This is a genomic window from Streptosporangium sp. NPDC003464 (genome assembly GCF_053588315.1).
The window spans coordinates 1-26,473 of record NZ_JBSFPS010000130.1 but is presented as its reverse complement, the minus strand read 5'-3'; the positions used below and the strand labels follow the sequence as shown (position 1 = coordinate 26,473).

The 26,473-nt window shown below is 72.7% G+C and carries 21 protein-coding genes; 7 read left to right on the top strand and 14 right to left on the bottom strand.

Annotation, left to right across the window (positions count from 1 at the left end):
- Positions 1-460 precede the first annotated feature (460 nt).
- Positions 461-2,140: a penicillin-binding transpeptidase domain-containing protein gene (locus tag ACWDS7_RS26685; RefSeq protein ID WP_451931505.1), complete on the top strand. Its 1,680-nt coding sequence runs from the start codon at positions 461-463 to the stop codon at positions 2,138-2,140.
- Positions 2,141-2,359: 219 nt separating this feature from the next.
- On the opposite strand, the gene ACWDS7_RS26680 is transcribed toward ACWDS7_RS26685, so the two are convergent.
- Together ACWDS7_RS26680 and ACWDS7_RS26675 are read right to left on the bottom strand one after the other, a co-directional pair.
- The gene (locus ACWDS7_RS26680) at positions 2,360-3,007 is read right to left on the bottom strand and encodes an FMN reductase (RefSeq protein WP_451931504.1); all 648 of its coding nucleotides are present in this window, start codon (positions 3,005-3,007) and stop codon (positions 2,360-2,362) included.
- A gap of 62 nt (positions 3,008-3,069) precedes the next feature.
- Positions 3,070-4,188, bottom strand: a complete 1,119-nt coding sequence (locus ACWDS7_RS26675) for an LLM class flavin-dependent oxidoreductase (RefSeq protein WP_451931503.1) — start codon at positions 4,186-4,188, stop codon at positions 3,070-3,072.
- A 381-nt stretch (positions 4,189-4,569) separates the two neighbouring features.
- Between ACWDS7_RS26675 and lanL the strand changes: the two genes are divergently transcribed.
- Positions 4,570-7,425 (top strand): class IV lanthionine synthetase LanL, encoded by a 2,856-nt coding sequence (gene lanL / locus ACWDS7_RS26670; RefSeq protein WP_451931502.1) that lies wholly within the window; start codon positions 4,570-4,572, stop codon positions 7,423-7,425.
- Between the two features lie 217 nt (positions 7,426-7,642).
- Positions 7,643-9,442 (top strand): ABC transporter ATP-binding protein, encoded by a 1,800-nt coding sequence (locus ACWDS7_RS26665; RefSeq protein ID WP_451931501.1) that lies wholly within the window; start codon positions 7,643-7,645, stop codon positions 9,440-9,442.
- A gap of 155 nt (positions 9,443-9,597) precedes the next feature.
- Here ACWDS7_RS26665 and ACWDS7_RS26660 read toward each other — a convergent pair whose 3' ends face one another.
- Positions 9,598-10,353, bottom strand: coding sequence for a DUF72 domain-containing protein (locus ACWDS7_RS26660; protein ID WP_451931506.1), 756 nt, complete (start codon positions 10,351-10,353; stop codon positions 9,598-9,600).
- A gap of 172 nt (positions 10,354-10,525) precedes the next feature.
- Between ACWDS7_RS26660 and ACWDS7_RS26655 the strand changes: the two genes are divergently transcribed.
- A complete protein-coding gene (locus ACWDS7_RS26655) occupies positions 10,526-11,734 on the top strand; it encodes a damage-control phosphatase ARMT1 family protein (protein ID WP_451931500.1) in 1,209 nt (402 codons plus the stop codon).
- Between the two features lie 64 nt (positions 11,735-11,798).
- Here the strand turns inward: ACWDS7_RS26655 and ACWDS7_RS26650 are convergent, their stop codons facing one another.
- The 7 genes from ACWDS7_RS26650 to ACWDS7_RS26620 all read right to left on the bottom strand — a co-directional run bounded on the left by ACWDS7_RS26650 (position 11,799) and on the right by ACWDS7_RS26620 (position 18,881).
- On the bottom strand, positions 11,799-13,637 hold the full coding sequence (locus tag ACWDS7_RS26650; RefSeq protein WP_451931499.1) for a glycoside hydrolase family 15 protein: 1,839 nt from the start codon (positions 13,635-13,637) through the stop codon (positions 11,799-11,801).
- Positions 13,638-13,873: 236 nt separating this feature from the next.
- The gene (locus ACWDS7_RS26645) at positions 13,874-14,605 is read right to left on the bottom strand and encodes a lytic polysaccharide monooxygenase (RefSeq protein WP_306858504.1); all 732 of its coding nucleotides are present in this window, start codon (positions 14,603-14,605) and stop codon (positions 13,874-13,876) included.
- A 145-nt stretch (positions 14,606-14,750) separates the two neighbouring features.
- Positions 14,751-15,155, bottom strand: a complete 405-nt coding sequence (locus ACWDS7_RS26640) for a RidA family protein (RefSeq protein ID WP_306858505.1) — start codon at positions 15,153-15,155, stop codon at positions 14,751-14,753.
- A gap of 104 nt (positions 15,156-15,259) precedes the next feature.
- Positions 15,260-15,490 carry a hypothetical protein gene (locus ACWDS7_RS26635; RefSeq protein WP_451931498.1) on the bottom strand — a complete coding sequence of 77 codons (231 nt, stop codon included), beginning with the start codon at positions 15,488-15,490 and terminating at the stop codon, positions 15,260-15,262.
- Entirely contained in the window at positions 15,477-15,725 is a 249-nt protein-coding gene (locus ACWDS7_RS26630; RefSeq protein WP_306858507.1) for a DUF6400 family protein, read from the bottom strand. The genes ACWDS7_RS26635 and ACWDS7_RS26630 overlap by 14 nt, the downstream gene beginning before the upstream one ends.
- An 865-nt stretch (positions 15,726-16,590) precedes the next feature.
- Positions 16,591-17,895, bottom strand: coding sequence for a M20/M25/M40 family metallo-hydrolase (locus ACWDS7_RS26625; RefSeq protein WP_451931497.1), 1,305 nt, complete (start codon positions 17,893-17,895; stop codon positions 16,591-16,593).
- A complete protein-coding gene (locus tag ACWDS7_RS26620; protein WP_306858509.1) occupies positions 17,892-18,881 on the bottom strand; it encodes an Lrp/AsnC family transcriptional regulator in 990 nt (329 codons plus the stop codon). Before ACWDS7_RS26620 ends, ACWDS7_RS26625 begins: the two co-directional genes overlap by 4 nt.
- A gap of 119 nt (positions 18,882-19,000) precedes the next feature.
- Between ACWDS7_RS26620 and ACWDS7_RS26615 the strand changes: the two genes are divergently transcribed.
- A complete protein-coding gene (locus tag ACWDS7_RS26615; protein ID WP_451931496.1) occupies positions 19,001-20,305 on the top strand; it encodes an MFS transporter in 1,305 nt (434 codons plus the stop codon).
- A 28-nt stretch (positions 20,306-20,333) separates the two neighbouring features.
- Here the strand turns inward: ACWDS7_RS26615 and ACWDS7_RS26610 are convergent, their stop codons facing one another.
- The 4 genes from ACWDS7_RS26610 to ACWDS7_RS26595 all read right to left on the bottom strand — a co-directional run bounded on the left by ACWDS7_RS26610 (position 20,334) and on the right by ACWDS7_RS26595 (position 24,142).
- On the bottom strand, positions 20,334-21,608 hold the full coding sequence (locus ACWDS7_RS26610) for a cytochrome P450 family protein (protein WP_451931495.1): 1,275 nt from the start codon (positions 21,606-21,608) through the stop codon (positions 20,334-20,336).
- 135 nt (positions 21,609-21,743) lie between these two features.
- Positions 21,744-21,986: a DUF2277 domain-containing protein gene (locus tag ACWDS7_RS26605; RefSeq protein ID WP_451931494.1), complete on the bottom strand. Its 243-nt coding sequence runs from the start codon at positions 21,984-21,986 to the stop codon at positions 21,744-21,746.
- An 84-nt stretch (positions 21,987-22,070) separates the two neighbouring features.
- Positions 22,071-23,309: a monooxygenase gene (locus tag ACWDS7_RS26600; protein ID WP_451931493.1), complete on the bottom strand. Its 1,239-nt coding sequence runs from the start codon at positions 23,307-23,309 to the stop codon at positions 22,071-22,073.
- 377 nt (positions 23,310-23,686) lie between these two features.
- Positions 23,687-24,142: a winged helix-turn-helix transcriptional regulator gene (locus ACWDS7_RS26595; protein WP_451931492.1), complete on the bottom strand. Its 456-nt coding sequence runs from the start codon at positions 24,140-24,142 to the stop codon at positions 23,687-23,689.
- Between the two features lie 97 nt (positions 24,143-24,239).
- On the opposite strand from ACWDS7_RS26595, the gene ACWDS7_RS26590 reads away from it, so the two are divergent.
- On the top strand, positions 24,240-25,424 hold the full coding sequence (locus ACWDS7_RS26590) for a thiolase family protein (RefSeq protein WP_451931491.1): 1,185 nt from the start codon (positions 24,240-24,242) through the stop codon (positions 25,422-25,424).
- Positions 25,425-25,577: 153 nt separating this feature from the next.
- Positions 25,578-26,387: an SAM-dependent methyltransferase gene (locus ACWDS7_RS26585; RefSeq protein WP_451931490.1), complete on the top strand. Its 810-nt coding sequence runs from the start codon at positions 25,578-25,580 to the stop codon at positions 26,385-26,387.
- Positions 26,388-26,473 lie beyond the last annotated feature (86 nt).

The following is a 26,473-nucleotide window of genomic DNA, read 5'->3' as shown; positions in this document are numbered from 1 at the left end:
GTCGATCACGCTCAGCCGCTGGCCCCACTTGCTGGGCTCGGTGAGCAGCACCTGCCGGCCGGTGGCCTTGCCGCGGTCCCCGGCGACCGCGGAGGCCGGCACCGCCCGCTCGATCGCGGCCGGTTCCTCGTCGGTCAGGGCCGGCCGGTGGTTGGCGACGATCATCACGTCGGCCGTCGCCCTTTGTAACCCCTGTCCCGAGGCCGTGCTCGACACGGCCTCCGATCAGGTCACGAGCCTCGCGTTCCACGTTCGCGCGGACGGGTCCGTTGCCGGAGCAAGATCAAAAGCTGCGGAGAGAAGGATGCGGGCGGTCCCCGACCCGTTCCCGGGACCTGTTCTCCCGCGCCGGCGCTCCGTCCCGGCCGGGCCGTGCTTGGCCGGATGTGGACCTGGCCCGCCCGCTCGGCCGCTGATATACAGCCGTGGGGATCAAGGGGGATCAAGGGGGTATCACGGGATGAACAGGCGGTGGCTCCTCGGGCTGGCCGTCACGATAGTGGCGATCATCGCTGTCGGGGCGTACGGGCTGGTGACCATACCGGACGCCGTGATGGCCTCGCCGCCCCGGCGGCCCGGGCTCGCCGAGGGGAGGGCCGGGCAGCCGTCGTCCCTGACGCCCGCCCCCGCCGTGCCGCTCACCTCGGCGCCCCCGCCCGCCGCCGTACCGTCCACCCCGCCGCCGCTCCCCCCTCTCGTGCCGTCGGCCCCGCCCACGTCCACTCCGGCGCCGCCTCCGCCGGACGGCCCCGAACCGGCCGCGGCGAGATACTTCGCCGCCTGGCAGGCCGGCGACTTCCCCTCGATGAGCGGCCTGGTCGCCGATCTGCCGGCCGACTTCGCCGAGCGGCACCGGCGTTTCGACGCCGAGCTGCGGGTCGCGTCGCTGTCCATCGCCCCCGGCGAGCTGCGCCGCCAGGGCGGGGAGGCGGCCGAGGTCGCCTTCCGGGGGGTGCGGGAGGTGACAGGGCTGGGCCGGTGGGAGTTCTCCGCGGTCCTGCGCCTGGCGCTGCGCTCCGGCGCCTGGAAGGTGCTCTGGTCGTCCGAGACGCTGCACCCCTCCCTCAAGAACGGCGGGAGCCTGCGGCTCCGGGAGGGCAGGGTCCGCCGTCCGGCCGTGCTCACCCGCGAGGGGCTGCCGTTCCCCCGCGACAGCAGGGCAGGCGACTACGTCACCGGTCTGGACGACACGGCGGCCGTCCTGGTGCTGGAGGAGGCCCCCTCGGGCCGGGTGCTGCTGGCCTCTCCGGCCCCGCCGCCCACGGAGGCGCGGAGCACGATCTCCCAGCCCGTGCAGGCCGCCGCCGCCCGGGCCCTGGACGGGCTGGGAAACCCGGCCGCGATCGTGGCCCTCGACCTCCAGACCGCCCAGGTCCGGGCGGTGGCGGACACTCTGGGCGGCAAGCGGGCGTTCAACGGCCTCTACCCGCCCGGCTCGACGTTCAAGGTGGTGACCGCCGCCGCGCTGCTCGGCACCGGGCTGACCCCGGACTCGCCGGTCACCTGCCCGGCCTCCTACACCATCCCGAACGCCAGGAGCTTCACCAACGACGACCGCGCCGATCACGGGACGGTGTCCCTCGCCACGGCTTTCGCGCTCTCCTGCAACACCACCTTCGTCCAGCAGACTTACGACCGGCTGCGCGACGACCGGCTGCGCGCCGAGGCCGCCGACCGGTTCGGGTTCCGGGAGAAGCCCGGCCTGAGCTTCTGCCGGATCCGGCCGTCCGGGGACCTGAACGAGCTGGGCTCCGACGCCATCGGCCAGAACTCGGTACAGGCCAGCCCGCTCTGCATGGCCGAGGTCGCCGCGGCGGTCGCGAGCGGCGTCTGGAGACCGGCGGTCATGACCGCCGAGCCCTCCGCCGATCTGCCGGCGCCGGTGCCGCTGGACGGAGGCGTGGTCGCCGGCCTGCGCGCGATGATGGGAGCCGTGGTCACCCAGGGCACGGCCGCCCAGGCCGGCCTCCCGCCGGGCACCGCCGGCAAGACGGGCACCGCGGAGGTCGGCGGCGCGCAGGCCCACGCCTGGTTCATCGGCTACCGCGACTCCCTGGCCTTCGCGGTGTTCGTGCAGAACGGCGGCAGCGGCGGCAGGGCGGCGGCGCCGATCGCCGCGAGGTTCCTCCAGGCGCTGTAGCGCCGGCCGGAACCTCGCGCTGCTCGGGATCCGTGCTGCTCGGGGCCTGTATCGGTTGACAACCATGCTGCTCGGGACCCGCACCGCTCGGGATCCGGGCCGGTTGACAACCGCACCGGTCGGGACCCGCACCGCTCGGGACCCGCACCGCTCGGGATCCGGCTGCTCGGAACCCGGGCCGGCCGTGACCGCGGCGGGGCGCTGTCCGCCGCGGGGCGCTCAGGGGCGCAGCGCCGCGAGCTGCTGCTCGAACGGGATGACGGCGTCCACCCGCCCGGCGCCGGTCTGTCCGCTGCCGGCCCGCCCGGCGGTCGCCGGGCGGCGCAGCATCAGGTCGGCCAGTTCCCCGGCCGCGCGGGTGATGCGGGCGGCGAGGTCGTCGGTGCGCGTGTCCCCGCCCGTGCCCCAGTCCTCGGAGGCGGCGTAGACGGCGGTGGGCACGACGATCGCGCGCAGGTAGACGAAGAGCGGGCGCAGGGCGTGCTCAAGGGCGAGGGAGTGCCGCGCCGTGCCGCCGGTCGCCGCGACGAGCACGGGCTTGCCGGTGAGCGCGGTGTTGTCGATCACGTCGAAGAACGACTTGAACAGGCCGCTGTAGGAGGCGGTGAAGATCGGCGTCACGGCGATGAGGCCGTCCGCCTCCGTCACCGCCTCGATCGCTTCACGCAGCGCGGTGCCGGGGAACCCGGTCACCATGTTGTTGGCGATGTCGGTGGCGAGGTCGCGCAGTTCGACCACGCGCACCTCGGCCGCGCGCTCCTCCGCCAGATGCCGCCCGGCCGCCTCGGCCAGGCGGTCGGCCAGCAGGCGTGTCGACGAGGGCTGGCTGAGGCCGGCCGAGACCGCCACGAGCTTCAGGGGCTTCATCTACTCTCCTTCATGGTGTGCGCGGGTTCCACGGGGGCGCGCGGGTTGCGAGCGTGGGCCGGTCAGGCCGGGGAGCCGGCGGGGAGGGACGGCTCCCCGGCCGCCTCGGCGGCGCGGCGGGCGACGAGGGCCCCGTGGGTGGGGCCGTCCGGCACCTGGGCCGGCCGGCCGGCCGCGAACTCCTTGCGGAGCACCGGCACGACCTCCTCGCCGAGGATGTCGAGCTGCTCCAGCACGGTCTTCAGCGGCAGGCCGGCGTGGTCCATCAGGAACAGCTGGCGCTGGTAGTCGCCGAAGGAGTCCCGGAAGGTCAGGGTCCTGTCGATGACCTGCTGCGGGCTGCCCACCGTGAGCGGCGTCTGGTCGGTGAACTCCTCCAGCGAGGGGCCGTGGCCGTAGACGGGCGCGTTGTCGAAGTAGGGACGGAACTCGCGCACGGCGTCCTGGGAGTTCTTCCGCATGAACACCTGGCCGCCGAGCCCGACGATGGCCTGCTCCGGAGTGCCGTGCCCGTAGTGGGCGAAGCGCTCGCGGTAGAGCTCGATCAGGCGGATGAAGTGCTCCTTGGGCCAGAAGATGTTGTTGGCGAAGAATCCGTCGCCGTAGTAGGCGGCCTGCTCGGCGATCTCGGGGCTGCGGATCGAGCCGTGCCAGACGAACGGCGGCACCCCGTCCAGCGGGCGGGGGGTCGAGGTGAAGGACTGCAGGGGAGTGCGGAAGCGGCCTTCCCAGTCCACCACGTCCTCGCGCCACAGCCGGTGCAGCAGCGCGTAGTTCTCGATCGCCAGCGGGATGCCCTGACGGATGTCCTGCCCGAACCAGGGGTAGACCGGCCCGGTGTTGCCGCGGCCCATCATCAGGTCGACGCGCCCGCCGGCCAGATGCTGGAGCATCGCGTAGTCCTCGGCGATCTTGACCGGGTCGTTGGTGGTGATCAGGGTCGTGGAGGTGGAGAGGATGAGCCGCTCGGTCCGGGCCGCGATGTAGCCGAGCATGGTCGTCGGCGACGACGGCACGAAGGGCGGGTTGTGGTGCTCGCCGGTGGCGAAGACGTCCAGCCCGACCTCTTCCGCCTTGAGCGCGATGGTGACCATCGCCTTGATCCGCTCGTGCTCGGTCGGCGTCCGGCCGGTGGTGGGGTCTGTGGTGACATCGCCCACGGTGAAGATCCCGAACTGCATCGTTCCCACCTTCCTCATATCATTTAACTTTCAACTACCCTCAACACCGTGACGGCCGGATTATTCCTGACCTCCGGCCCCGTGTCCGCACCGTCCGGTCCCGCCCTCCCGTGCGGCCTGCGAGAGGTGGGGACGGGGCGGATGGTGAGGGTGGGCCGGGCGAGGGCGACGGGCTGAACGGGGGCGCTGAGGCGGGCGGGGCGCCGCCGGGTGTGAGCACAAATCCGATAATGACATGGCCATTTTGGCGGGAAGATTTTTTTCGCCGGAACAAACGCGCCTTCACCTCGTGTGCAATTAAATCTCCAACCTTTTACAAGAGCCGTCCGCCAATCTCTTGTCCAGCCGGAAACAGCCACGACGGACCGGGGGTGAGCGCACGTGAGAACGTATTCGACGGACCCGGCCATCCTGCGCGACATCGTGACCGCCGAGCTCGGACGCGCCGGTGCGCAGGGCTGGTCGATCGCCGAGGACGCCCTCTGGTGCAAGGTCGCGCCGGACCCCTGCGCCCTCCCTGACCAGGGGTGGAAGCTGCACGTCTCGGCGACGATGCTCTCCGCCCCCGTGGTCCTCTCCCGTGTCTCGCGGGTGCTGGTCGAAGCCGGCTGCGCCTTCAAGTTCCCCGCCCGGCTGAGCGACTACTGGAAATTCCTCGAACCGCACTGCAGCCGTGCGCAGGCCGGGAAGTTCGTCACCGTCTATCCGTGCGACGACGCGGAATCGGTGCGCCTGGCCGCCGTTCTCGACGAGGCCACCCGGGGCCTTCCCGGGCCCGTGATCCTCTCCGACCGCCCTTACCGACCGGGCGGGATCGTGCATTATCGCTACGGCGCTTTCGGTGGGCACCGGGTGCTCGGCAACGACGGTTTCTACGAGATCCGGCTGCGCTCGCCGGAGGGCCGGCTCGTCCTCGACGAGCGGCGGCCGCGTTTCTCCCCGCCGCCGTTCGCCACCTGCCCGTTCGACGATCCCGCGCCGGAGCGGCGCCCCGGGACGGCCGCGGTCATGCTGAACGGCCGCTTCGTCGTCCGCCGGGCCGTACGGCATGCCAACCGGGGCGGGGTGTATCTCGCCGAGGACACCAAGACCGGGCGCGAGGTGGTCGTCAAGGAGGGCCGCCCGCACGCCTGCGCCGACCTGCGCGGCAAGGACGCCCGGGACCGGGTGGCGACGGAGCGTTCCTGCCTGGAGGCGCTCGCGGGGACCGGAGCGGTGCCCGCCGTGGTGGACTTCTTCGAGCAGGGCGGGCACGTCTTCCTCGTCGAGGAGTCCGTGCCGGGGATCACGCTGCAGCGCTGGTCCGACGGGAACGCCGGTCCGCTGGGCGACGACGGGTTCGGCAACGGGGCGGCGGACGTGCTGCCCGTCGTCGGGGGACTGGTCGGGCTGCTGAAGGCGGTGCACGGCCGCGGCCACGTGTTCGGGGACCTGTCGCCGGGCAACGTGATGCTGCTGCCCGACGGCGGACTCCGGCTCATCGACCTGGAGCACGCGGCCGTGCCGGGCGCCACCGTCATGGTGGCCGGGACCCCGGGCTATCTCGCGCCGGAGCTGACCGATCACATCGGGCAGCCCCGGTCCGCGCCGGACGGCAGCGCCGACCTCTACAGCCTCGGCGCGATGGTGTACTTCCTGGCTGTCGGCGCCCACCTGGACCCGCCGGGCCTCGGCCGGGTCGCGGCGGTGGCCGCCGCCAACCCCACGCTGGCCCTGCTGCGGCCGCTGGCGGAGGGGCTGCTGGCGGCGGAGCCGGAGCGGCGCTGGCCGCTGGAGCGGTGCGAGCGCTTCCTCGCCGCCCTCGCTTCCGAGCGGTCGGGTTCCGTGTCCGTCCCTGAGCCGGCCGTCGTTTCCGAGCGGTCGGGTTCCGCGCCCGTCCCTGAGCAGGCCCTCGCTTCCGAGCGGTCGGGTTCCGCGCCCGTCCCCGCGCGCTCCGGCCCCTCACGCGCCTCCGAACGCGCCTCCGAACGCGCCTCCGAGCAGGGCGCGGCCCGGCCGCCCAGCCGGATCGACCGGCTGATCGACGACGGGATCGCGCACCTGGTGGAGGCGGTGGACACGCGGGACGGCGGCCTGCTGTCGCAGCCGGACGCCTCCGGCGAGGCCGAGCCGGACCCGTGTTCGGTGCACGGCGGCGCGGCGGGCATCCTCGCCGTCCTGACATCGGCCATGCCCGCGCCGGAGGCGGCCGGCGCGGTCGCCGGGCTCTCCCACCGGCTGCTGCGGCGGCTGGAGGAGGAGGACGTCTGGCGGCCCGGCCTCTACTTCGGACGCTCCGGCGCGGTGTGGGCGCTGTACGACGCCGCGACGGCCCTCGGCGACGCCGGGCTGGCCCGGTCCGCGGTGCGGATGGCGAGTCTGCTGCCGACCGACCACCCCAGCCCGGACGTGACGCACGGGCTGGCCGGATGCGGCATGGCGGTCCTGCGCGTCGCGCTGCGATCGGGTGATCCGGCGCTGCGGGAACAGGCCGCCGAGACGTTCGGGAACCTGCACGGCGCCCGGTCGTATCTGGACGGGCACCCGCAGTGGCCGACGCCGGAGACGTTCGACTCCGGCCTCGCCGGAGCCAACCACTTCGGCTACGCCCACGGCATCGCCGGGATCGGGACCGCGCTGCTGCACGCCGGCCGGGCCCTGGACCGGCCCGACTGGACGGCGACCACGCACGAGATCGCCCGCGCCCTCTACGCGCACGCGGACGTCGACGGGGACACCGCCTGGTGGCCGACCTTACGCGGCGACCTGGAGACGGTCCGCCCGCGCCGGCCGTACTGGTGCAACGGATCCTCCGGGATCGGCTCGTTCCTGGTGAGGCACTGGCAGGCCACCGGCGACCCGCTCGCCCTGGAGCTCGCGCGCGGGGCGGCGGCGGCCGTGCACCGCACCCGGTGGCAGTCGGGCCCGGTGCCGTGCCACGGGCTGTCCGGCGACGGCGAGTTCCTGCTCGACATGGCCGACCTCACCGGTGAGGACCGCTACCACCGGTGGGCGCTGGACCTGGCCGCCTGCCTGGAGACCAGGGCGGTCGACCGGTCCGGCCGGCTGCTGGTCCCCGACCACGACGGCGGCTCGGCGCCGACCTTCCTCGGAGGTACGGCGGGCACCGTCGCCTTCCTCCTCCGGCTGCGCCACCGGCATCCCCGGCTGTGGATGCCCGGCGACGCCCCAATGCTCGCCGTCTGCGACGGGACGGCGATGAAGGAAAGAGCGGGCCGTAAAGAGGCGGCCCCGTGATGCACAGGAGGGAAAGACCATGTCCTTCGACGTTGAGGACCTGCAGGCTCTTCAGGAGATCGAGCCGGCCGCCACCGAGGCGCTCCGGCTGACCCACTGCATCAAGCACTTCGGTTGCACCGACAACTGAGGTGACCGGCGACTGACGTGAAGGCCCCGCCCGCCCGGAGACGGCGGGCGGGGCCTGTTCGATCACCAGGCAAGGACAGGTGCGGCCGTGCGCGATCGTCCCCCCTCCGCTCCGGAGACCTCTCCCGCCCTAGGGACCCGGCGCAGGGTCGTGCGGCTGTTCACCCCGTACAGAGCCGCGATCTGTGCCGTCGTCGTGCTCATCGCGGCCTACTCCGCCCTGAACGCCGCCGTCCCACTGCTGACCCGGGAGGTCTTCGACCGGGCGCTGTTCGGGCCGGGCGGCCCCGACCTGCCGCTGCTCGCCCTGATCGCCGGGCTGGCCGCGGCCGTCGCCTGCGCGGTGGGCGTGGTGGACCTCGGGCAGACGTGGCTGTCGGCCCGCGTCGCGCAGCGCGTGGTGCACGGGCTCCGCACGGAGATGTTCGGCCGCCTCCAGCGCATGCCGCTGTCCTTCTTCGCCACCGAGCGGGGCGGCGAGATCCAGTCGCGGCTGGCCGGCGACACCGCGCAGATCGAGTACGCGGTCAAGGACACCCTGCCCGGCATGCTCTCCGGCGTCACCGGATCCGTGGTCGCGGCCGGGGCGATGGCCGCCCTGTCACCGGCGCTCGCGGGCGTCGCCCTGGTCCTCGCGCCGCTGGTCCTCCTGGTGGCCTCCCGGTCGGGGCGGGCGCTCGAGAACCTGTCGGCCGTCAGCCAGCGCGCCCGGGCGGAGCTGTCCTCCATCGTCGCCGAGCGCCTGTCCCTGGGCGGTGTCACCCTGGCCAGGGTCCACGGCAGGCGTGACGACGAGGCCGCCGGGTTCGCCGCGGAGAGCGAGCGGCTGGCGCGGCTCGGGGTGCGCGCCGGGATGGTGGCCCAGTGGGTGATGAGCGTGGGGCACGTCTTCTTCGTGCTGACCCCCTACCTGGTGTTCGTGGCGGCCGGGCTGACCGACGGGATCACCCCGGGCACGCTGGCCGCCTTCACCGTGCTGCAGGCAAGGCTCTACCAGCCCCTGTGGCAGATCCTGCACATCGTCACCGAGTTCCGCTCCGCCCTGGGCGCCTTCGAGCGGGTCTTCGACTACCTCGACCTCCGTCCCGAGCCGGAGCCGGAGCCGGAGCCCGAGCCGGAGCCCGGACCGGGTCAGCGGCGGAGCCCCGCCTCCGGCCCCGGCGCGCTCGCCGTCCGCGGGGCCGGTTTCCGCTACCCGGGCGCGGCCGAGGAGGACCGTCCCGCCCTGTACGGCGTGAGCCTCGGCATCCCCGCCGCCTCCGCCACGCTGGTCGTCGGCCCGAGCGGCTCGGGCAAGACGACGCTCGGCCACCTGATCGCCGGGCTGCACCCGCCCACCGAGGGCTCGGTGGCGATCGACGGCGAGGAGATCAGGGCACCGCTGCCGGGGCGGATCTGCATCGCCACCCAGGACCCCTTCCTCCTGCAGGGGTCGGTCGCCGACAACCTCAGATACGCCGCTCCCGGCGCCGCGATGGACGACCTCGTGCGCGTGTGCCGGATCACCCGGATCCACGAGCGGATCACCGCGCTCCCGGACGGCTACGACTCGCTCGTGGGCGAGCGGGGGGCGCTGCTGTCCGGCGGCGAGCGGCAGCGCGTCGCCCTGGCCCGCGCGCTCCTGGCCGACACGCCCGTGCTCGTGCTGGACGAGGCGACCTCCGCCCTCGACCCGCTGACCGAGTCGGAGGTCGTCGAGGCGGTGCTGGCCGAACGGGCGGGACGGACCACCGTGATGATCACTCACAGGTTCGGCGTGCTCGAATCCTTCGACACCGTCGTGGCCCTGGACGGCGGCCGGGTGGTGGAGCACGGCACCCGCCTGGACCTGCTCGGCGACCGGCGCGGGCTGTATTCGCGGATGGTCCGGGCCCAGACCGGCGCCTGACCCGCCGAGGAGGTCATCGGTCCGTTACGGTGACCCACCGGAGAGGCCGCCCGGTCCGTCGCGGTGACCCGCCGGGGCCGGCCGCCGCCCGGCGTGCCCGGGTCCCGGCCGGGCGCTCCGGCGTCCCCGGGTCCCGGCCGGGTGCTCCGGCGTCCCTAGACCCCGGAGGGCGTGCGGCTCACGGGCCATCCCTCGGCGCGCGCGAGTCCCGCGTACCGGGCGGCGTCACGGACCGCGGCGCCGCCCGGATCGTTGTTGAAGTACACGTACACCTCGCAGCGCTCGTCCCACGTCCCGCCCAGCCGGCGCAGCCAGGAACGGAAGGCGCCGTCGCCGTAGGCCGGCCGGGGATCGGCGGCGCCCTCGTGGAAGCGCAGGTAACCCCAGTCGGCGGTCCGCCACAGCGGTGTCAGCGGGCGGCCGAGGCGGTCGGCCCAGCACAGGGCCGCGCCGTGCGCCGACAGCACCTCGCGGACGGCGTCGCTCCACCAGGACGCGTGCCGCGGCTCGACGGCGACCCGCACATGGGCGGGGAAGCAGTCCAGGCACGCGCCGAGCAGTCCGGGATCGGCCGTCAGCGTCGGCGGTAGCTGCAGCAGGACCGGCCCGAGCTTGGCCCCCAGGCCGCCGGCCGCCGCCATCAGGCGTCCGACCGGCTCCTCGGGATCCCTCAGCCGTTTGACGTGAGTGAGGAAGCGGCTCGCCTTGACGGCCATGACGAACGTGTCAGGGGTGCGGTCCTTCCAGCTCTCGAAGGTCTGGCGGGTCGGCAGCCGGTAGAAGGTGTTGTTGTTCTCGACGGTCTCGAAGCTCTCGCCGTACCGCTCCAGCCACAGACGCTGGGGCACACCGGGTGGGTACAGCACCCCGCGCCAGTCGGCGTACTGCCAGCCAGAGGTCCCCACCCGCATCATGCGGGTCCAGCCCCGTCGATCCCCGCCCTCTCCACGATCGAGTCCTGCCCGCCGCCGCGGGAGCCACACCGGCGGGGGCGGTGCCCGCCTCCGCCGCGGGGCGTCCGATACTACTCGGACAGCCGGCTCGGGCAGCCGGCGCGACGGCGAGACGGATCGGAGAGGGCAGATGGCGGATGGCGACGCCGGGGGGCGGCCCGGAGAGGCCGCGGTGACCTCCGATCCGCCGGTGATCCGGAGCAACGTCCCCGGCTCCTTCCCCTGGGGGGTCATGCACGAGCGGCACCCCGCCCTGATCCGGCGGGTCGGTGAGGCCACGCCGTACGGTCCCGACCGGCGGCGGGCGCTCGACCTGCTGCTCGCGGAGATCACCGACGGGGTGATCCGCCCGCTGGAGGGGCCCGTGCACGACCGTGAGCTCTGGCGGAGCTGGGACCGGGGCCACCTCGGGCGGCGGTGGGACGACGCGCCGTTCCTGTGGGCGGAGAGTTACTTCTACCGCAAGCTCCTGGCCGCGGTCGGATACTTCGACCCGGGGCCGTGGCGCGGCATAGACCCCTTCGAGCCCTTCAAACAGGCCGAACTGCTGGGCAAGGGGGTCGACGAGGAGCTCCGCGCGCTCGGCGGACTGTCCAGCATGCCCGTCGAGGAGCAGGCGCGGACGCTGGTCCACCGGGCGCTCTGGGGCAACCAGGCCGATCTCGGCTTCCGGCTCTCCGCCGCGGGCGCGCAGGCCGGCGGCCAGGTGACGGGCCTGCTGGCCGACGACGGGGATCTCATCTGGCCGGCGGTGGACGGCCCGGGTCCCGCGCGGGTCTGCCTGGTGGCCGACAACGCCGGAGGCGAGCTGCTGCCGGACCTCGCCCTGATCGACCACCTGCTGCACACGCGAGCGGTGCGCGAGGTGTCCCTGCACGTGAAGCCCTCGCCGTACTACGTCTCCGACGCCGTGCCGGCGGACGTCGTCGCCTCCGTGCGGCGGCTGTCGGCCGCGGGCGGGGCGGCCGGCGAGGTGGGGGAGCGCCTGCGCGCGGCGATGGGCTCGGGACGGCTGGCCGTGCGGACGCACGCCTTCTCGTGCGCGCCCCTGCCGTACGACGAGATGCCCGGCGACCTGAGGGAGGAGTTCGCCTCCGCCACATTGACGATCATGAAGGGTGACCTGAACTACCGGCGGCTCGTCGGCGACCGGGCGTGGGCCCCGACCACGCCGTTCGCCGAGACGGTCGGATACTTCCCCGGGCCCGTGGTGGCCCTGCGCACCCTGAAGTCCGACGTCGTGGTCGGCCTCGGCGCCGGGACGGTCGCGGCGCTGGAGGCGGACGGTCGCCCCTGGCGCACCAGCGGCACGCACGCCCTCATCCAGGCCAGACTGTAGCCGCCGGGCGGGGGCCGGGCCGGAGCGTGGCCGTGGCCGGACCGTCCGGGGGCGCGGCCGCGCGTCAGCCGAGGGCGCGGTCGAGGTTGAACGCGGCGCTGATCAGCGCGAGATGGGTGAACGCCTGCGGGAAGTTGCCGAGCTGCTCACCGGTCTGACCGATCTCCTCGGCGTACAGTCCGAGGTGGTTGGCGTAGGTGAGCATTTTCTCGAAGGCCAGCCGCGCCTCGTCGAGACGCCCGGCGCGGGTGAGCGCCTCGACGTACCAGAACGAGCAGATCGAGAACGTGCCGTCCTGGCCCCGTAGCCCGTCCGGGCTGGCCGCGGGGTCGTAGCGGTACACCAGCGAGTCGGACACCAGGTTCCGGCCGAGGGCGTCGAGCGTCGACAGCCACTTCGGGTCGGTGGGAGAGACGAACTTGGCCAGCGGCATCATCAGGACGGAGGCGTCGAGGACGTCGTCGTCGAAGTGCTGGACGAACGCCCGCAGCCGGGACGACCAGCCGCGCCGCATGATCTGCCGGTAGATCGCGTCACGGGCCCGCTGCCAGCGGAGGGTGTCGGCGGGCAGCCCGCGGTGGCCGGCCATCCGCATGGCCCGCTCGATCGCCACCCAGCACATCAGCCGCGAGTAGACGAAGTTCTTGCGCCCGCCACGCGTCTCCCAGACGCCCTCGTCGGGCTGGTCCCAGTTGTCGCAGACCCAGTCCACCAGGGTGTGGATCTCCTCCCAGTGGTCGCTGGAGATCGGCTGGCCCATCTTGTCGTAGAGGTAGACGGAGTCGATGAGGGCCCCGTAGATGTCGAGCTGGAGCTGGTGGACGGCGCCGTTCCCGGTGCGCACCGGGGCCGATCCCCGGTAGCCCTCGAAGTGGGACAGCTCGACCTCGGGGAGTTCGGTGCGCCCGTCGAGGCCGTACATGATCTGCAACGGGCCCGACGGGTCGCTGTTCCTGCGGCTGACATGCTCGGACAGGAAGCGCATGAACGCCGCCGCCTCTTCGCTGAAGCCCAGCCTGAGCAGGGCGTACACGCAGAACGCCGAGTCGCGGATCCAGACGTACCGGTAGTCCCAGTTGCGCTCCCCGCCGATCTGCTCGGGGAGGCTGGTCGTCGCCGCGGCCACGATCCCGCCGGTCGGGGCGTAGGTGAGCAGCTTCAGCGTCAGCGCCGAACGGTGCACCATCTCCCGCCACCGGCCGCGGTATCGCGACGCCGACAGCCAGCGCCGCCAGTACGCGACCGTGGCGGCGAACTCCTCCTCGGCCTCGGTCACCGGGCACGGCTGCGGCTCCACGCCGTCGCCGAGCCTGTCGAGGGCGAACACCGCGCATCCGCCCTCGTCGAGCTTGAACTCCGACCACACGTCCGGGCCGTCGGTCTCGACGGGCACGCTGGCGGACAGGGACAGCGACAGCGACGGCGACTCGAAGACCGCCCGTCCGTCCCGCAGGCTCAAGCCGTGCGACTGCCTGCCGTAGTCGAACCGGGGAGCCACCCGCGCCCGGAACGGCAGCGTCCCCCGCACGCACCTCACCCGCCTGATCAGCCGGTGCCGGCCCGTTTTCTCGGGGATCCCGGAGACCGGCATGAAGTCCTGGACCTCGCCCACCCCGTCGGGGGCGGAGAACCTGGTGATCAGGACGTTGGTGTCGGGGAAGTAGAACTGCCTGGTGCTCGCCGGCACGTCGGCGGCCAGCTCGAACGATCCGCCCCGGTCGGCGTCCAGGATCGAGGCGAACACGCTCGGCGAGTCGAAGCGCGGGCAGCAGTACCAGCCGATCGTGCCGCCGGTGTCGACGAGCGCCACGCTGTGCAGGTCGCCGATCAGCCCGTGGTCGGCGATCGGCGGGTAACGGGGGACCCGCGCCGGGCCCGGCCGGTGCGCCGACCCCGCCGTCATGTCAGCCCTCTCGCCGTCGCAGTCCCACCCCACGTCCCTCAAGCTACGCGGCCCGGGTGCGCGCCGGGGTCTGTCCCGCGTCAAGGACCCGGCAGGTTTCGGATGGAGGGGACACCTGGCGGCGCCGCCCGGCCGCGGGAGCAGGGCCGCGGCCGGGCGCCGCCCGCCTGCGCGGTATCAGGGGATCGGACTCGGCGTGTCAGGGGTCCGCGCTGGGAGCCCCGCCGCGGCGAGGCTCAGAGCCGCTGCCACAGCGAGGGGACGTTCGGCGGCTCCCAGCCGGGGATCGCGGTGTGCGCCTGGATGCACCGGTAGCTCGCGCCGCCGTAGGTGACCTGCGAACCCGCCTGGTAGGAGGTGCCCGCGGCCCACGTCCCGGTGGGGACCGTCGGGGTGGAGGTCGGGGTGGGCGTCTGGGTGGGCGTGGGACCGGTGGTCGGGGTCGGCTCCGGGGAGCCGCCGCCGACCTGCAGGTCGACGCATGAGTAGAAGGCGTTGGCGGTGTCGGCGATGTTCCAGATGGCGAGGACCTTCTGGCGGCCGGACCTGCCGCCCAGATTCACCGAGTGCGAGACCGTGGCGCCGGGCTGGCGGCCCTGGTCGTTGAACAGCGCGATCCGGGTGCCGCCGATGTAGTACTCCCACGTGCTGGTGGCGTGACGCGCGGTCAGCACCCAGTTGAAGGTGACCGTGTTGCCCACGCTCGTGGCCGGCCATCCCTTGCTCTCGTTGTCGAGCTGGGCGAAGCGGGAGTTGCCGCCGCTGCAGCTCCGCAGGCCCTTGGGCCCTTCCACGCTCTGCGGCTCATAAATGATCTCACCGCAGTTGGCGACCCGGCCCTGGGCGCACATGGCCTGCCGGCTCGGCGGCGACGATATGTAGCCGTGCGCCTGAGCCGGCGAGGCGATGAACACCGTGGCCCCGATGGCGAGGATCGCCGTCGCGAGGAAGGTGATCGTCCTTCGCATCTCGTACTCCTTTGCTGGGGGGATAAATCAAACATAAAGGAAAGTTTCCTAACAGTAAATGTTTGAGTAATGCGATCCCCCAGGAGCTGCCGGATCTCGGGGATCCGGACGGGATGCCGGGCGGCGGACCCTGGACGTCGGGCGGTCAGGCCGGGGGGACCGCCGCCACCGCTTCGATCTCCACCAGGACGTCCGGCCGGAAGAGTCCCGCGACCTGCACGAGCGAGCTCGTCGGCGGCCGCTCCAGGTTGACGAACTCGTCGCGTACGGCGCGGATGACGGGCAGCGCCGAGGTGTCGACGACGAAGATCGTGAGCTTGAACACGTCGTCCCAGGTCGCCCCGCCCGCCTGGAGCGCGGCTCCGACGTTCTGCATGACCAGGCGCGTCTGGGCCTCCCAGTCACCGGCGGCGGCCGGTGTCCCGTCCGCGGAGATGGGGACCTGGCCGGAGGTCCAGACGAGCCGGCTGCCCGGCGGGACGCTGGCGACGTGGCTGTAGCCGTTGGTCGCCGGCAGCGTCGGAGGAGTGCTGAAATCGATATGAGACACGGGTGCCGTTCCAGATGCCGCAGGGATGGGACATGAGATCACAGAAACTGTCCCACAGGGCACCGTGACGTCCGGAGATCCCTCCGGAGGGGGCGGCGCGTCCGTCAGCAGGGGCGCGTTCCCCCGGCGCCGAAGTGGGTCTCGTGGTCCCACAGGTGGGTGCATCCCGGGCACTGCAGATGCAGGCGGCTGCCGGTGTTGCCGATCAGGTAGCGCCAGTGCTCCCCGCAGTTGCGGCCGCCGAGGCAGTCCGCGCAGTCCCTGTCGTCGCGGCACGCGGGGCACGGCACCCAGGCCCTGCGCCCCAGGTCGGCGTGCGGGTCAATCGGCAGCACGGCCCGGCCCCCTCCGCGGCAGGACTCCGGCGGCCACGAGCATGTCGTAGGTCTCCTGCTGCCGCTCGTCGAGGCCGGAGTAGAGGAGGTCGTGGGCCAGTTCCTCGCCCCGCATCATCGCCGGCGGATCCCAGTCCGGTCCGAGCGCCGTCATGACCGCGGCGCGTCGGCGAGTCTCCTCGAAGGTGAGGTCGATCTCGAAGACTGCGTGTGCGCGGCTGCTTTCCTGGCTCATGACGCGGCTCTCCGATGGGTGGCGGACGTGTCGTCCGTGTGATCGGGAATGCCTTCCGGGGGCCGGCCGGGGCTTGACCACCGCGAGGGTACGGCGGGGGCCGGAAGGGGGCGCTTCTTTACGATCACTCGAACATGGGCGGGGGTGGAGTCCCTTCCGAAGAGGAGACCTTGTCCTTTATATACCTTATGTCGTTTTTTGTGGCCTGTCCGTGACGGAACTCACGGCAGCCCCTCGCGCGGCCGGCCCACGACCGGTGCCCCGCGGATCAGGTGAGGTCACGGGGAAACGCGGATGGCGGAAGGGCGTGGTGAGCCCTTCCGCCATCCGGATGTCCGCCGGCGAGTCAGGTGGCGGCGCCGGGGGATAAAGCTGTTGATAAAGCAGTTGACAAGGTGGGAATTAAAGTGGGGAGTAAAGCGGCTGAGGCCGGGGCCTGGCGGCCGGTCTGGGCCCTGCGGGACATTAACTTCGCCATTTGCGCCTTCTCTCTGTGTCGCACGGGTTGTCGGGATCCCCGGTGAATCGCGGGCTGATGACATTTATGTTCGCCATCCGCCGGCTGCCGGGGAAGTGGGCGGGCTGGCATCAAGCTGCCAGCCCGTGGCCATTTGCTGACATTCACCGGTAGGTGCGGACGGCGCTATTCCCGGCGGCGCCGCCGCCGACGGGATATCCACTCCCGGCAATTCGGATAATGCGCGGCGGAGAATTCCCGGCGGGTGTCCGTGCTGTGGCGAGGCGCCGTATGCCGGCCGTCGACAGTGCCCAGGCGGTGCGGTCCGCCGGCAGCGCCCAGGTGGTGCGGTCCGCCGGCAGCGGCACCGCCGACCACCTGCGGCGCTTCACCCGACGGCCGCCGCCCTCAGTAGTCCGTCAGCAGCCGGTCGAGGACGCGGGTGCCGAACTGCAGGGCGTCCACCGGCACGCGCTCGTCGACGCCGTGGAACATCGCGGCGAAGTCCATGTCCGCGGGCAGCCGCAGCGGGACGAACCCGAATCCCCTGATGTTCAGGTCGGCGAAGAACGTCTTGTTGTCGGTGCCGCCCGACATGCAGTACGGCACCGCGCGGGCGGTCGGGTCCTCCGCCTTCAGCGCCGCGATCATCGACTCGACCAGCTCGCCGTCGAACGTCGTCTCCAGCGCGATGTCGTGGGTGACGTACTCGCGCCGGACGCCCGGCCCGATCAGCTCGTCCACCGTGGCGAGGAACTCCTCCTCGAAGCCGGGCAGGAACCGGCCGTCGACCACGGCGGCGGCCTGGCCGGGGATCACGTTCGCCTTGTAGCCCGCGGTGAGCATGGTCGGGTTGGTCGTGTGGCGCAGGGTCGCGCCGACGAACCTGGCCAGCGGGCCGATGGCGTCGATGATCGGCGCCGGGTCCTGCGGGTCGAAGGGCAGCCCGAAGGCGTCGGCCACCTCGGACAGGAACCGGTGCACGGTCGGTGTCAGCTTGAGCGGCCACTCGTGCGAGCCGAGCCTGGCCACCGCCTTGGCGACCTCGGTGACCGCGTTGTCCTGGTTGAGCATGGAGCCGTGCCCGGCGGTGCCGTCGGCGACCAGGCGCATCCAGGCCAGCCCCTTCTGCGCGGTCTCGATCAGGTAGAGCCGCAGCGACGGATCCACCTCCAGGGAGTAGCCGCCGACCTCGCTGATGGCGTGGTCGACCCCGTCGAACAGCTCGGGATGCTTGGCGGCGAGATACTTGGCGCCGTACTCGCCGCCCGCCTCCTCGTCGGCCACCCACGCGAAGACGACGTCGCGCCGGGGCCTGCGGCCCTCGGTCACCATCTGCCGCAGGACCGCCAGCATCATGGCGTCCATGTCCTTCATGTCGACCGCGCCCCGGCCCCAGATGTAGCCGTCCCTGATCTCGCCGGCGAACGGGTCGACGCTCCAGTCGGCGGCGCTGGCGGGCACGACGTCCAGGTGGCCGTGGACCAGCAGCGCGGGCAGCCCGGGGTCGGACCCCTCGATCCTGGTCACGACGTTGCCGCGGCCCGGGGCGCTCTCGACGTAGGTCGCCTCGACGCCGACCTCGGCGAGCCTGGCCATGACGACCTCGGCGGCGGCGCGCTCTCCGGGGCCGCTGCCGTCTCCGTAGTTGCTGGTGTCGACGCGGATGAGCTCGGCGCAGAGCTCGGCCACCTCGGTCTCGGCGGGGGTCATTGGCACTCCAGGGTGAGCAGGCCCGACTTGCGCAGGTGTCCACGCTTGTAGGCACGGGTGATGAGGGTGACATTGACGTCGGTGACGTCGTCGAGCGGGCCGACGACGGCCGTCAGGAAGCGGTAGAGCTCCGCCTCGTGGGCCACGACGACCTGAACGATCATGGTGTGGGTGCCCGCGGTGGCGGCGCAGTAGCGCACGCTCGGATGGGCGGCGAGCGTCTCGCCCACCCTGTCCAGGCCGTGGGCGCGGACCGAGAGCCAGAGCTGGGCCTCCACCTCCAGGCCGAGCAGCGCGGGCTCCACCTCCGCGCGCAGGTGCACCGCGCCGCGCTCCAGGAGTGAGGCGACCCGGCGGCGGGCGGTCGGCACGGACATCTCCAGCCGCTCGGCGATCGCGGTGAAGCCGATGCGGCCGTCGGCGGCGAGCAGGCCGACGACGTCCGTTTCGGCCCCGGTCAGCTCGACGCGCTCCGGCGGCGGGCCGGCCGGCGGCGCGGTGGCCCGCAGCCGGCCGACCTGCTCCTCGGTGAGGTACGGCGCGTGCCACTCGGCCACCGTCTGGAAGGTGTGCAGCACGACCTGGGTCCGGGTCTGGACGATGCCGGGTGTGGCGGGGATCTGCGCGGTCAGGATCTCGTGCAGGAGCTGTTTGGAGGGGGCCACCAGCTCGCAGCCGATGTCGGCGGCCCCGGTGACCGAGTAGACCGAGCGGGTGTCGGGCCGGGCGGAGAGGGCCTCGGCGACCTGCCCGGCCGTACAGGGAGCGACCTGGACGTGCAGGTGCACCGGGGTGCCGATCCCGCAGCGCAGCTCGTCGAGGATGGCGGTGACCCGCACGGCTCCGGTGGCCAGCAACCGCTGGAGGCGGCGGGCCACGGTCCGGTCGTGCTCGCCGACTGCGCCGCCGATCTCGCCCCACGTCGCGCGGGGGCTGACCTGCAAGGCGGCGACCAGGCGGCAGTCGAGATCATCGAAAGTGGTCACGCAAGCCCGTCTACGTGTCGGAAATGTAAAGAGATTTAAGGATGTTTGACTATTTCTATCACTCCACTGCAAGGTAGGCCACCAAGATGCTTGTCTGCCACTGAGCATGAGGAGTCCCCGTGGCCACAGTTCCCCCCAGGCCGGCCCCGCTCGGCATCCCACGGAGCCGGATCCGCCAGTTGATGGCCGCCAACGTCGGCAACGTCGTCGAATGGTTCGACTGGTACACCTACTCGTTCCTGGCGATCTACTTCTCCACCCAGGTCTTCCCCAAGAGCGCCGGCAACAGCCTGGTGCCGTTGCTGAGCACGTTCGCGGTCTTCGCGGTCGGATTCTTCATGAGGCCGCTCGGCGGCCTGCTCGTGGGCTCGTTCGCCGACCGGTTCGGCCGCAAGGCCGCGATGACCTTCACGATCATCCTGATGGGCGCCGGTTCGCTGCTGGTCGCGGTCACCCCGACCTACGAGTCGGCCGGTGTGCTCGCGCCGATCATCCTGACGCTGGCCCGGCTGACCCAGGGACTTTCGGTCGGCGGGGAGTTCGCCGCGGCCACCACCTTCCTGGTGGAGTCGGCTCCACCGGGAAGGCGCGGCCTGTTCTCCAGCTTCCAGTACGTCAGCACCACCATCGGCCAGCTCCTCGCCTCCGGCCTCGCGGCCCTCCTGGCCGCCGGTCTGAGCGAGGCGGACATGGGCTCGTGGGGCTGGCGCATCCCGTTCGTCGTCGGCGCCCTGGCCAGTCTCGTCGGGCTGTGGATCCGCAGCGGCGCCGAGGAGACCACCACCCTGGCCGAGGACATCAAGAACGGCGTGGCCGAGAAGCCGAAGCTCTTCGAGTTCCTGGTCCGCTACCCGACCAAGGCCTTCATGATCGTCGGAATCACCATGGCCGGCACCGTCGCCTACTACACCTGGACGACGTTCCTGCCCACCTACGCCCAGCTCACGGTCAAGTTCGACAAGGCCGAGGCGCTCCAGGTGGGCACCATCTCGCTGCTGTTCTTCATGGTGCTGCAGCCGCTGCTCGGCATGCTGTCCGACCGGGTGGGACGCAGGCCGCTGCTGATCGCCTTCGGTCTGGCGTTCACCCTGCTGCCGGTGCCGCTGACCGGGATGCTGAGCAACTCCTTCGCCAGTCTGCTGCTCGTCCAGTGCGTCGGCATGGTCTTCCTCGGCTGCTTCACGTCGATCTCGGCGGCGGTCAACTCCGAACTCTTCCCGACGAGGGTGCGGGCGTCGGGCGCCGGCTTCCCCTACTCCCTGACCGTCGCCCTGTTCGGCGGCACCGCCCCGCTCGTGGGCACGGCGCTGGTCGACAGCCACAACGCCGGGGTGTTCCCGTGGTACATGTCGGTGCTCGCCCTGGGCTCGACCCTGGTCTACGTCTTCGCGCTCAAGGAGACCAAGGACCAGCCGCTGGGCTGACAGCCCGGCGGCTGGTCCGGCGGGCCTGTCAGAGCCTCACCGGCAGCCGGGCCAGCCGCCACGAGGCCGGCATGAGCTGACGCTCCAGGTCTGCCGGATCGACGGCGAGGGTGAGGCCGGGGAAGCGGCGCAGCAGCGCTCCGAACGCCACCTCGGCCTCCTGCCGGGCCAGCGCCGCGCCCAGGCAGTAGTGCAGGCCGTGCCCGAACCCGACGTGGGTCTCCCGGCGCCCGTCCGGCTCACGGGTGATGTCGAGCCGTCCGGGGTCGTCGAACACGCGCGGGTCGTGGTTGGCCCCGACCAGCACGGCCATCACGGCCTCGCCCCGCCGTACCGGCATGCCGCCGATCTCCAGGTCCTCGGTCGCGTAACGCGTCCGGGTCCCCTGGACGGGGCCGCACCAGCGCATCAGCTCGTGGACGGCCAGCGGCATCAGCTCCGGCCGCCGGCGGAGCAGGTCGAACTGGTCGGGGTGCGCCAGGAGGGCGGCGGTGCCGTTGCCGATCAGGTGGGCGGTGGTCTCGTGCCCGGCGAAGACCAGGGTCAGCACCATCGTGACCATCTCGGTGTCGCCGAGCCGGTCGCCGTCCTCGTCGTGGGCGCGGATCAGCCCGCTGAGCAGGTCGTCGGCGGGCGCCGCGCGGCGCCGTCCGATCAGCTCCTCGATGTGCGCCACCAGCTCCCGGAGCGCCGTCCCGAACCCTCCCGGGTCCATGGTCACCAGGGCCCTGCCCCACCCCCGCCACCGCGGCCGGTCCGCCTCGGGGATGCCGACGAGCTCGCAGATGACGGTGATCGGCAGCGGGTAGGCGAAGTGCTCCAGCAGGTCGACGACGCCGTCCTCGGCCGTGGCGCCGAGCCTGTCGAGGAGGTCCTCGGCGATCTCCTCCACCCGCGGCCGCAGGTCGGCGACCCGGCGCGCGGTGAAGGCGCGCGACACGAGCCTGCGCAGCCGGAGGTGGTCGGCGCCGTCGGTCTCCAGCATGCCGTCCAGCACGTACCGCGCGTACTCCGGGGGCACCCCGCGGGCCCGCAGCTCCTTCTCGCGGACGCTCCGCACGTCCATCCCCGGCACGCTCGCCGGGCTGTTGGCGAACCTCGGGTCGCCCAGCACGGTCTTGACGTCGTCGTAGCGGGTGACCAGCCAGATCGGCGTGGCGGATCCGGGGAGGGAGCCCAGCGCCATGGGAGCCTGCTCGCGCATCCGTGAGTATCCCCCGAAGGGGTCCCTCATCAGCTCGGGATCGGCCAGGTCCACCCTGCCGGTGACGTCGGTCGTGCCGGGTCCGGCCGGAGTGCTCATGGTTGCCCTCCTCGGGCGTCGGCTCCGTCTCCGCATGCCCGTTGACGCATGCGGTAGGTCCAGCATGCGCCGCCGAGGGCCGATAACCTACGACCGCGCGCCGGCGAGGACGGCGCCGGGCCCGGCGGGGCGCCCCTACAGGCGCTGCCGGGCGGGCGGCTTCACCTGGAGGTCGTCGAGGAGGGCCTGCGTCGCGGCGGCGATGACGTCCACGGCCCGGTCGAAGGCCTCCGCGTTGCGCATCGACGGTGACCGGAACCCGGAGAGCTTGCGGACGTACTGCAGCGCTGCGGCACGCACGTCCTCGTCCGTCACGTCGCTGGCGTACGGTTCACGAAGGGTCTTGATGCTCCGGCACATGTCAAGACGGTACGACATCCCGCCTCCCGGGTTCCATCCCCGGCCCCGGCCGCGCATGGCGGCGCCGGGACCGGGGACGCTCCGCCCGGTCGCCGGGCGCGCTCAGCCGGCCTGCGGGGTCCGGGGCGACCAGACGAGCAGCCCCAGGCACATCTCGTCGCTGGTGCCCTCGCCCCAGACGACGTAGCGGGGCGGCAGGTCGCGCAGCGCGGGCAGCATCTTGCGCAGGCCCGCGTCGTGGGTGCAGGTCACCCGGAAGGTGTCGCCGGTCTTGACGGTGACGGGCTTGGGCAGCGGGCGGATCGCCTGTTCGTCGAAGTTGTAGGCGGGGATGTCGAGCAGGGTCCGCGCGCCGGGCGTGTCCGGGTTGAGCTCCACCTTGATCGAGCGCCCGAGCAGGTGCATGTGCCCGGCGACGGCGTACACGGTGCCGGTCCGGTCGGACTTCTGGTCGCAGTGCTGGGTCGGCGCGGCCACCGGGGGCTTGGCGTTGTTGCAGAACTGGTTGAGGCCGGTCACCATCTGCCCGGCCTGGTCCCCGAAACGGCGGACGACGTCGCGGACCGCGGCCTCGCGCTCGCACAGCGGGCCGGACTCCTCCGACGTGCACGGCAGCTCGATCGGCGCCGGCAGCTGCTCGGTCTCCAGCGGGTCGAGGTCGGCCTTGCCGTCGGTGAGCCGCAGCCGGATCCCGGACCGGTCGCTGCCGACCGGCTTGCCCTCGGCGGCCAGCAGGTTGTAATGCACCTGCATGATGATCCGGCTACCGGCCGGCATCGGATAGCCGACCTTCTGGGTGAGCAGCGTCTCGTCGGCCCCCGGCGCCCAGTGCCCGATCCAGGAGCCTTCCTCGATGCCGGCGTCGCCGAAGCAGGTCCATCCCTCGCCCGGGGTGTCGGCGTCGAGCTTGGCCGCCGCCTCGGCCCCGCGGGGATCGACCCGGAAGATGATCGCGTGGTGGACGATGTCGGTGTTCTGCGGCAGGAACTGGCTGCCGGTGAGGAAGGCCCGGCCGGTCAGCCCGGGGTCGACCAGGAAGCAGCGGTATTCGTCGGTCCCTCCGGAGGGGGCCGACGGGGTGTAGGGCTGCGGCAGCGCCAGGTTGACGAATCGCTCGGAGGGCCGCAGCGGTGCCGCCGGCGGCGGCGGGGACACGCTGCCGTGGCCCCCGTGCCCCCCGGCGGTGGAGGCCGCGGCCGGACCGTGGGAGGCGGAGGCCGCGGCCGGACCGTGGGAGGCGGCCGGATCCCGCTCTCCGGAGCATGACGCGACGAGAAGGACGGCGGCGAGCGCGACGGCCGTCCCGCCCCACCACCGCGCCGGCCGGACTGCATGGCTCATGACCCGCCCCCTGCTCTCCCGGGATTCCCCGCGAGCTCCAGCGCGCGGGGACGGAGCCCTGGACAGGCTCCGAAGCCCAGACTCCACGGCCCCGGCGCGGTTTTCCATCCGCCGCAAGGCCGAAAGCGCTCCTCCGCGCGGCCGAGACCACCTCTACGCCGGAAGTGGCAGTCACCTACGTCAGAAGTGGCGGTCACCACGCCGTCCCCGGCCCGCCGGCCGGGGCCACCGTCCGGTGGGCCACGGCGGACCGGGACGGCGCGATCGCGCTGTCGCGCGGAGCGGTGGAGACGGGCGTCGAGGTCGTGACGGGCGGGCACGCCCGGTGCGGTCGCCGTCCGGCGTCCGCCGTCCGTCCGGCGTCCGCCGGGCCGGTCTCAGGCCGGCACGGCGCCGGTGGCCCCCCAGCCCGGGATCTGGAAGCGGGCGGTGAGCGAGTCTTCCGCCACCTCCTCACCGCAGGCGCGGCAGACCACCACCGGGTCGAGGTCGGTCCCGCAGGAGTGCCGGAACACCACCGGAGGGCGGTCGACGAGATGGCGGTCGCCCCAGCTCATCAGCGTGAGCAGCACCGGACGCAGCTCCCGCCCCGCGTCGGTGAGGTGGTATTCGGAGCGGGGCGGCCGCTCGCTGTAGGGGACCCGCTCCAGCACACCCGCCTCCACGAGGGTGCGCAGGCGCGTGGCCAGGATGTCGCGCGGGGCCCCGATGTTGCGGGTCATGGCGTCGAAGCGCCGGACGCCCCAGAAGACCTCGCGGAGCACCAGCAGGGAGTATTTCTCGCCGATCACGCTGAGCGCGTCGGCGATCGAACAGGGGCGGGCGTCGCGCATACGCCCAGCCTAGGCCAGCGCATTTGCTTACCCAACTCACCGGGTTATAGTTCATCCAGTTTTCCAACTCACCTGCCGCCCGCAAGGAGCGATGGACATGCGCGACGCCGTCATCGTGGAGGCCGTACGGACCCCGATCGGGAAGGGGAAGCCGGGCGGCGCGCTCGCCGGCGTCCACCCGGTCGAGCTGCTCGCCCACACCCTCCGCACCCTCCTCGGCCGCTCCGGCGTCGACCCGGCACTCGTCGACGACGTGATCGGCGGCTGCGTCGACCAGGTGGGGGAGCAGGCGATGAACACCACCCGCTACGCCTGGCTGTCGGCCGGCTTCCCGGAGTCCGTCCCGGCGACCACCGTCGACCGCCAGTGCGGCTCCTCCCAGCAGGCCGTCCACTTCGCCGCCCAGGGCGTGATCTCCGGGGCGTACGACCTGGTGGTGGCCTGCGGGATCGAGTCGATGAGCCGGGTGCCGATGTGGTCCAACGTGCCGCCGGGCGCCGACCCCTTCGGCCCCGGGGTCGCGGCCCGCTACCCCGAGGGGCTGGTGCCCCAGGGCATCAGCGCCGAGCTCGTCGCGGCGGAGTGGTCGATCAGCCGGGAGGAGATGGACGCCTTCGCCGCCGCCTCCCACCGGCGGGCCGCCCGGGCGCACGCGGACGGCCTGTTCGACGCCGAGCTCGCGCCCGTCGCGACGGACGCCGGAATGGTGACCGCCGACGAGTCCGTACGGCCGGGCACCACCCCCGAGATCCTCGCCGGGCTCCGCCCGGCCTTCGCCGACCCCGCCTTCGCCGAGCGCTTCCCGCAGATCACCTGGTCGGTCACCGCGGGCAACGCCAGCCCGATCAACGACGGCGCCTCCGCCGTGCTGATCGCCTCCGGCGAGACCGCGGCCCGGCTGGGGCTGCGCCCGAAGGCGCGGCTGCACAGCTTCTCGGTGGTCGGCTCCGACCCGCTGACCATGCTGACCGGCATCATCCCGGCCACCGGAAAGGTGCTGAGCCGGGCCGGGCTGAGCCTGGACGACATCGACCTGTTCGAGGTCAACGAGGCCTTCGCCTCCGTCGTGCTGGCCTGGCTGAAGGAGACCGGCGCCGACCCCGCCAAGGTCAACGTCAACGGCGGCGCCATCGCGCTGGGCCACCCCCTGGGCGCCAGCGGCACCCGCCTGATGACCACCCTCGTCAACGCCATGCACCAGCGCGGAGCCCGCTACGGGCTGCAGACCATGTGCGAGGCCGGCGGGCTGGCCAACGCGGCCATCCTGGAGGCGGTCGGGTGACGGCGCCGGCGGCGGAGGGACGGCGGCGCCGCCGGGGGACCAGACGGAGGGACGGCGGCCCCGATCAGGGCAGGGAGCGGCGGCGCCGATCAGGGGAGGAATGCGGCCGAAAAGGCGTTCCCGCCGTCACCTGAGCTCCTATAGTCGATCACTATGCCGTCCAAGGGAGACTCCGCGAACACCCGCGACGTGACCGCCCTCGTGGGAGCCGACACCCCCAACATCGCCCGCATGTACGACTACTGGCTCGGGGGCAAGGACAATTTCGCGGCCGACCGCGAGAGCGCCGAGGAGATCGTCAAGATCTCCGAGGGGCGGGTCCTGCGGGGCGTCCGGCTCAACCGGGCCTTCCTGGGGCGGGCGGTGCGGGCGGCCGCCGAGGCCGGGGTCCGCCAGTTCCTCGATCTGGGCTCCGGCCTGCCGACCAGGGAGAACGTCCACGAGGTCGCCGGACCCGGCGCGCGGGTGGTCTACGTGGACTACGACCCGGTGGTCGCCAGCCACGCCCACGCGATCCTGGCCAGGTCCGACGGCGTGGGCTTCGTCCAGGCCGACCTGCGCAGGCCCGCCGAGATCCTCGACCACCCCACGGTCCGGGAGATCGTCGACTTCGACGAGCCGCTCGCGCTCCTGTTCGTCTCCGTGCTGCACTTCGTCGGTGACTCGGACGGCCCGCACCGCGTCGTCGCGGACTTCCGCGACGCCGCCGCGCCCGGGAGCCACCTGATCCTCTCCCACCTGTCGAAGGACGGATTCCCGCAGAAGATGGCGGCCACCGAGCAGGTCTACCAGGGCGCCAGCGCCCGGCTCGGGGCGCGCACGCGCGAGGAGATCCTCGCCTTCTTCGACGGCTTCGAGCTGTCCGAGCCGGGCCTGGTCGGCCCCACCGAATGGCGCCCCGGCGCAGGAGGGGCCGGTCCCGAGAGGTTCGCCGGCCTGGTCGGCATGGGGGTCAGGCGCTGAGCGCCGCGCCGCCGCGGGCCGGATCCGCGGCGGCGGCGGGGCACGGGGCCGGGCGCCGCGGGGGCGGGCGTCCCCCGGCGAGCCGG